Source organism: Caenispirillum bisanense (genome assembly GCF_039523075.1).
Lineage (GTDB): Bacteria > Pseudomonadota > Alphaproteobacteria > Rhodospirillales > Rhodospirillaceae > Caenispirillum > Caenispirillum bisanense.
On sequence record NZ_BAAAEP010000007.1, the window covers coordinates 98341 to 105366 of the forward strand.

Consider the following 7026-nt stretch of genomic DNA (forward strand, 5'->3'; position numbering starts at 1 on the left):
CATTTGTATGGTTATTCGGTCCTCCGGGTGAGACATGTCCAACCAGGTCCACAGTTTTTCTCCCGCTCTGCTCGGCGGTCTGCTGCTGCGCCCCATCCCGCTGCCGCTGCTGCGCCGGCTGGCGCGGCCGGCCCTGACGCGGGCGGAGCGGCTGCTGGCACCGCAGCTGTCCGACCGGCTGGAGGGACTGGCCGGCACCGTCGCCATCGTCCCCACCGGCTGGCCGGTGGCGCTGGTGCTGACGGTCGGCGCCGGCGGGCTGGAGGCCGATCTGAGCGAACCCGACGCGCCGGCCACGGCGGTGGTGCGGGCGCCGGTGGAGGTGCTGCTCGGCATGCTCGACGGCGCCCAGGGGCTGGACGGCGACGCCAGCCTGTTCTCCCGCCTGCTGACCATCGAGGGCGACACCGGCCTCGTCATGGCCCTGCGCTATGCCCTGGAGGACGGCGGCATCGACGCCTCCAGCCTGCTCACCCTGGCGCCGGCGCCGCTGCGGCCGGTGCTGCCGCGGGCGGCGGCGCTGCTGCAGCGGGTGCATGCGGCGGCCAGCCGCGACCTCGCCACCATCCAGCAGGCGGTGCTGGCGCCGCTGCGCACCGATCTCGCCCGCCAGGACGCGCGCCTGTCCCGCCTGGAGCAGGACGCCGCCCGCCGCCGCCGCTGAACCCGACCGGCCGCGCCTGTTTCGTCCTGCCGTTTCTTCGCGTCCCTGCCCCCACAGGAGCCCCCATGAGCCGTCCCATCGAACTCGTCTGCCCGGCCGGCACGCCGGCGGCGCTGGCCGCCGCTGTCGAGGCGGGGGCGGACGCCGTCTATTTCGGCTTCCGCGACCGCACCAACGCCCGCAACTTCCCCGGCCTCAACTTCTCCCCCAAGGAAGCGGCGGACGGGGTGGCGCTGTGCGACCGCCATGGCGTCGCGCCCATGATCGCCATCAACACCTACCCCGAGGCCGGCGACGATGCCCTGTGGCGGCGGGCGGTGGACATTGCCGCCGATGTCGGCGTGCGGGCGGTGATCCTGTGCGACATGGGCCTCGCCGCCTATGCCGCCAGGCGCCACCCCGACCTGCGGCTGCACCTGTCGGTGCAGGCGGCGGCGGCCAATCCTGATGCGGTGCGCTTCTACCGCGACGCCTTCGGCATCCGCCGGGTGGTGCTGCCGCGCGTGCTGACGGTGCCGCAGATCGCCGCCCTGACCGAAGCGGTGCCTGACGTGGAGACCGAGGTCTTCGTGTTCGGCGGCCTGTGCGTCATGGCGGAAGGGCGCTGTTCGCTGTCGTCCTACGCCACCGGCCTGTCGCCCAACAAGGACGGCGTGTGCTCCCCCGCCAGCGCCGTGCGATACGAGCAGGAGGGCGAGGTGATGGTGTCGCGGCTGGCCGGCTACACCATCAACCGCTTCGGCCCCGGCGAGCCGGCGGGCTACCCCACCCTGTGCAAGGGCCGCTTCCGCGCCATGAACCGCGACGGCCACCTGTTCGAAGACCCGACCAGCCTGGATGCCACCACCCTGGTGCCGGAATTCGCCCGCGCCGGCGTCGCGGCGTTGAAGATCGAGGGCCGCCAGCGCGGCAAGGCCTACGTCGCCCAGGTGGTCAAAAGCCTGAAGGCGGCGGTGGCCGGCGCGGCGGCGGCCAAGGCGGCCCCCGCCGCCTTCCTGGAAGGCGGCACCGCCACCACCGGCGCCTATACCCGCGGCTGGCAGTGAGGAGGGACGCGATCATGACCGCTTCGGCAAAGCTCGCCCTCGGGCCGCTGCTGTACAACTGGTCGGCGGAGCGCCGCCGCGCCTTCTATGGCGCCATCGCCGCCGACAGCCCCTATGACATCGTCTACCTGGGCGAAACCGTCTGCGCCAAGCGCGAGCCGCTGGTCGCCGAGGCCATGGCCGAGGCGGCGGAGGTGCTGACGGCGGCCGGCAAGACGGTGGTGCTGTCTACCCTCGCCCTGGCGGTGACAGGGCCGGAGGTCGATGCCCTGCGCGGCGTCACCGCGGCGGCCGGCGAGGGGATGCTGGTGGAAGCCAACGATGCCGGCGCCCTGGCGCTGCTCGGCGGCCGTCCGCACCATGTCGGCCCCTACGTGAACGTCTACAACGAGGGCACCCTGGCGGTGCTGGCGGGGCGCGGCGCCGTTTCCGTCTGCCTGCCGTGGGAACTGACGCGGCCGAGCGTCACCGCCCTGGCCGGCGCCGCCCGCGACCTCGGCATGGCGGCGGAGGTGCAGGTGTTCGGCCGGGCGCCGCTCGCCATCTCCGCCCGCTGCTACCACGCCCGCGCCCATGGCCTCAGCAAGGACGGCTGCCGCTATGTCTGCGGCCTGGATGCCGAGGGGATGCCGGTGGATACGCTCGACGGCGACGCCTTCCTCACCGTCAACGGCACCCAGACCCAGGCCCGCGCCGTCACCCTGCTGGTGCGCGAGGTGCCGGACCTGCTGGCGGCCGGCGTCGGCTGCCTGCGCCTCTCGCCGCAGGATCTCGACATGGTGGCGGCGGGGCGGGTCTATGCCGACCTGCTGGCCGGGCGGCTGGACGTTCCGGCGGCGGAGGATGCCCTGTTCGACCTGCTGGACGGCCGCGATGCCGCCAACGGCTTCTACCACGGCCGCGACGGCGCCGCCTGGGTGGAACCGGGTGCCGCCGCGGCGGCGGAGTAGAGGCGCAACGGAAACGGGGGCGCGACCACCCGCGCCCCCGTTCCTTCTTCCCCTCAGCGGGCCGTTGACCGGCCTTCGTGCACGCGCGGGAAGATCAGCGCACCAGGCCGCGTCCTTCCGTGGCGGCGGCCAGGGTGGCGGCGAAGTTGCGCAGGCCGAGGGGCTTCGCCAGCACATGGTCGGCGCCGGCATCGCGCATGGCGGCCACCCGCTGCGGGTCGGCGTAGCCGCTCATCATGATGACGGGCAGCCGGCGGGATTGTTCCTCGGCGCGGATGGCGCGCACCAGGTCAATGCCGTTCACCGGTTCCATGCGCCAGTCGACGATGGCGACATCCACCTGCCGGCGGCCGAGGATGCCCAGCGCGGTTTCGCCGCAGCAGGCCTCTTCCACCCGCGCCGGGCGGCCGAGGCTGGTCACCAGGGTGGTGACCAGCTTGCGCATGTGCGGGTTGTCGTCGGCGACCAGGACGGTCAGGCCGTCGAGGCAATCGTAAGGACGGTTCGGCATGGCCGTGTCTCCCAGTTCTGTGTCGTCTCCAGGGTTGCCTGTGGACGGGGGGAGGCCACCATGACGTTGGTGAAAAAGCGACCAAGGCACATCGCGCCCCGGTGGAGAAACCCGGCCGTTCCTATACCAGGGTGACGTCGGGGTTCCAGTCGTGCGGCTTGTAGGCCCAGATGTCGCCGTTGTTGTGGTCGTAGACGCCGAGGAAGAGGTCGAGGTCGGCGACGTACTTCCACTTGCCGAGGATGCCGGTGGTATTGCCCTCCACCTTGCTCACGTCCGGGACGCCGGTCGGGCCGGCGGCGCCGGCGGCGACCTTCTTCACCGTCCAGCCGTCGCGGCCGATGGTTTCCGGCGCCTTCAGCTCCCACACGTCGCGGGTGCCGCTCCACAGCAGGAAACGGTCGCGGCCGGCGTCGTAGTCCATGCCGGTCATGGCGCTCATGGTGAAGCCGCCGGTCAGGTCCTTGGGGGTGAAGATGACGTTGCGGTTGCCCGCCCCGGCGTTGTCGAGGTCCCAGTAGGTGAAGGTCTTGTTGGCGGTGCGGACGTAGAGGTTGTCGGCGGTGCTGTAGGCGCCGGTGCCGGCGCCGTCGAACACCTCCCAGCCGCGGCCGACCTTCTCCCAGGTGTCCTTGGAGGCGTCCTTGACGTCGTTGACGGTGTACTTCCACAGGCCGCCGGTGGGGCGGTCGGTGATGAAGATGACGTCCTTGCCGTTGATCTCGGCATAGGCGGTGGTGCCGTTGACGAAGGGGCGCGGGTGGTTGCCGTCGGGGGAATAGACGCTGTCGCGGTTCTCCCACATCTGGCCGCCCTGGCGGCTGGGATCGGTGCCGGTACCGGACAGGCCGCCGACCTTGTTGGCGTCGGCCTTCGCCGGGTTCCAGAAGTAGGGGCCGGTGACGCGGGTGCCGCCATTGGCATCGGTGATGACGAAGGCCGAGCCGCTGTTCCACGCCGCCCCGCCGAAGGTGACGAAGCGGTCGGCGATGGGCAGGAACTCGTTGTTGTCGTAGGTGTGGGAGGAGACGGGGCTGCGCATGGGCCCGTCCACCGTCTCGGTCACCACCGGGTTGGCGGTGCTGGTGTTGCGGGTGGGCAGCGAGGCGCGCTCCCACATCAGCGTGTCGGCGTCGAAGCGGTAGACCTCGTTGCCGCCGTAGTTGGCATGGCCGCCGCCCCAGAAGATGAGGTCGTTGCGGTTGCTGTCCCAGGCCATGGAACTCCACGCCTGGATGACGCTGCGCGGGTAGCCGCCCTGGGCGGCGTCGGAGGCATCGGGCCATACCGAGCGGAAGGTGTTGTCGTTGAGGCGTCCCCAGCCGCCTTCGGTGATGGTGACCAGCTTGTTCCACAGCGCCTGGCTGACCAGCCCGCCCCCGCCGCTTCCGCCACCGCCGCCGGTGGCGGGGTTGACGGTGATGCTGATGGTGGCGGTGGCGGTGAGCGCGCCGTCGGTGATGCTGTAGCCGAAGCTGTCGACGCCGGTGAAGCCGGCCTTGGGGGTATAGGTCCACTGGCCGTTGGCGTGGCTCAGGCTGCCGTTGGCCGGCGTGCCCATGGCGGCGACGGCGATGGTGTCGCCGTCGGGGTCGCTGTCGTTGGCGAGCGGGTTGAAGGTGACCGCCTTGCCGGCGGTGGTGGTGACGGCATCGTTGTTCGCCACCGGCGCCCGGTTGGTACCGCCGCCGCCGCCGGTGCCGGGCTTGAAGGTGCCGTTTTCCCACATGCCGTCGGTGAAGGTCAGCCGCTCGATGCTGATGAGGGTGTCGCGGCCGTCGGGGCCCTGCACGGTCAGGCGGTTGCCGCTCTGGGCGATGGTGTAGTCGGCATAGGCGCCGGTATAGACCATCTCGTCGAAGCCGGCGCCGCCGTCGATGGTGTCGTCCTTGCGGCCGGCGGTGATGCGGTCGTTGCCCGAGGTGCCGACGAAACGGTTCCAGCCGCTGCCGAGGTCGATCAACTCGATGCTCTTCAGCGTCATGCCCGAGAAGTCCCAGGTGACGGAGTTGTTGCCGGCGAACAGCACGTCGTGGCCGGCGCCGCCGTCGATCACCTCGATCCCGCTGATGGCCTGGACGCGGATGGTGTCGTTGCCGGCGGTGCCGAGCAGCGTGTCCTGGCCGGCGCCGCCGTGGTACTGGTTGCTGCCGGTGCCGACGTGCAGGATGTCGTTGCCGGTGCCTCCCCACAGGATATCGTGGCCGCTGCCGCCATCCAGGATGTCGCCGCCGTTGCCGGCGAAGATGGTGTCGTTGCCGCCGTAGCCCTTGATGTGGTGCGGCGTCATCCGTCCGGTCAGGTCGATGCGATCGTGGCCGTTGGTGCCTTCCACCAGGGTCCGGGTGCTCATGGGCGTCTCCTTCTGAAGCCGTCGGCGCCTATTGCACGGCGAGGGCGCGGTCGAGGGAACGGGTGAGGGGGTCGAGGAAGTAGTCCAGCACCGTGCGGTCGCCGGTGCGGATGAACACCTCCACCGGCATGCCCGCCTGCAGGCGGCGGTGGCTGAGCTTCTCCAGCTCCGCCGCCGGCAGGTCGAGGCGGGCGGCGTAGTAGGGCTGGCCGGTGGCGGCGTCGATCAGGCGGTCGGGCGACACGCGGGTCACCTGCGCCTCGATGATCGGCAGGGTGCGGTCGTGCAGGGCGACGAAGCGCACTTCCGCCGGCTGGCCGGCGCCGATGCTTTCGATGTCCATGGGCGAGACGCGGGCGTCGATGAGCAGGCGGTCGTCGGCCGGCACGATCTCCAGGATCGGCCGCCCCGGCTCCACCACCCCGCCCACCGTATGCACCGCCAGGGCCTGCACGATGCCGTCCTGCGGCGCCGTCACCACGATGCGGCGCATCACGTCGTCGGCCACTGCCTTGCGTTCGTGAAGGTCGGCCAGCTGCACGCGCACGTCGCGCAGCTCCGCCACCACCTCTTCGCGGAAGCGCTGCTGCAGGTGGAGGATTTCCAGCCGGGTCTCGCCGATGCGCTGGTCGGCCCGCGCCATGTCGGACACGAAACGGCCGATGCTGCCTTCCTGCGCTGCCATCTCGCGCTCGATGGCGAGGATGCGGGTGCGGGCGGTGTGGCCCTGGCGGAACAGGTCGCGCAGGCCGGCGATCTCGTCGGTGAAGATGGTCAGCTGCCGTTCGACCGAGGCGCGCTCGATCTCCAGCCCGCTGCGCTGCTGGCGCAGCTGGTCGATGCGGTTTTCCAGGATCTCCACCTGCGCCGCCATGGACTGCCGGCGCTCGGCGAACTGGCGGGCCTGCACCGCCATGGCTTCGGCGGCCTCCGGGCGGGTGACGGCGGCTTCGGCCAGGGCGGCGGGGAAGGTGACGGCGGCGGCGCCGTCGCGCTCCGCCACCAGGCGGGCGGCCTGGGCCTCCAGGGCGGCGATCTGGTGGTCGAGCAGCCGCACCCCGGCCCGCGCCCGCGTCTCGTCCAGGCGCAGCAGCGGCTGGCCGGCGCGGACGTGGTCGCCGTCGCGTACCAGGATGTCGGCGACGATGCCGCCTTCCAGGTGCTGCACGGTCTTGCGGTTGCTCTCTACCACCAGCGCGCCGGAAGCGGTGACGGCACTGGCAAGCGGCGCCGTCGCCGCCCAGCCGCCCAGGCCGACCACGAAGGCCCCGACCACCGCCAGCCCGCCCAGCAGCGGCCCGCGCAGGCGCAGCGGCAGCGGCGGCGTCTCATCCGGGGCGGCCGGAACGGCGGAGACTGCGGCGGCGGCGGAGCGGAGGGGAAGGGCAGGGGCGGTGGTCATGGGCTCAGCTTCCGCTCTGGCCGAGGGTGGTCCACATGGGGCGGGCCACGGCGGCGGCCCGGCCGGCGGCCCCCGCCGCGGCCGGCGCCGGCGGCGGGGC

6 protein-coding genes are annotated in these 7026 nt (G+C 71.9%); 3 read left to right on the top strand and 3 right to left on the bottom strand.

Annotation, left to right across the window (positions count from 1 at the left end; translation table 11 throughout):
• Positions 1 to 34 precede the first annotated feature (34 nt).
• From ABD056_RS05680 to ubiV, 3 genes are all read left to right on the top strand, one after another.
• Complete coding sequence (locus ABD056_RS05680) at positions 35 to 664, top strand: SCP2 sterol-binding domain-containing protein (protein WP_343865243.1); 630 nt, start codon at positions 35 to 37, stop codon at positions 662 to 664.
• A gap of 65 nt (positions 665 to 729) precedes the next feature.
• Complete coding sequence (gene ubiU, locus ABD056_RS05685; RefSeq protein WP_343865245.1) at positions 730 to 1710, top strand: ubiquinone anaerobic biosynthesis protein UbiU; 981 nt, start codon at positions 730 to 732, stop codon at positions 1708 to 1710.
• A gap of 14 nt (positions 1711 to 1724) precedes the next feature.
• Positions 1725 to 2660 carry a ubiquinone anaerobic biosynthesis protein UbiV gene (gene ubiV / locus ABD056_RS05690; protein WP_343865247.1) on the top strand — a complete coding sequence of 312 codons (936 nt, stop codon included), beginning with the start codon at positions 1725 to 1727 and terminating at the stop codon, positions 2658 to 2660.
• Positions 2661 to 2754: 94 nt separating this feature from the next.
• Here the strand turns inward: ubiV and ABD056_RS05695 are convergent, their stop codons facing one another.
• From ABD056_RS05695 to ABD056_RS05705, 3 genes are all read right to left on the bottom strand, one after another.
• The gene (locus tag ABD056_RS05695) at positions 2755 to 3171 is read right to left on the bottom strand and encodes a response regulator (RefSeq protein ID WP_343865249.1); all 417 of its coding nucleotides are present in this window, start codon (positions 3169 to 3171) and stop codon (positions 2755 to 2757) included.
• A 121-nt stretch (positions 3172 to 3292) separates the two neighbouring features.
• Positions 3293 to 5524: an Ig-like domain-containing protein gene (locus ABD056_RS05700; protein ID WP_343865251.1), complete on the bottom strand. Its 2232-nt coding sequence runs from the start codon at positions 5522 to 5524 to the stop codon at positions 3293 to 3295.
• A gap of 28 nt (positions 5525 to 5552) precedes the next feature.
• Positions 5553 to 6926, bottom strand: a complete 1374-nt coding sequence (locus ABD056_RS05705) for an HlyD family type I secretion periplasmic adaptor subunit (RefSeq protein WP_343865253.1) — start codon at positions 6924 to 6926, stop codon at positions 5553 to 5555.
• Positions 6927 to 7026: the final 100 nt, after the last annotated feature.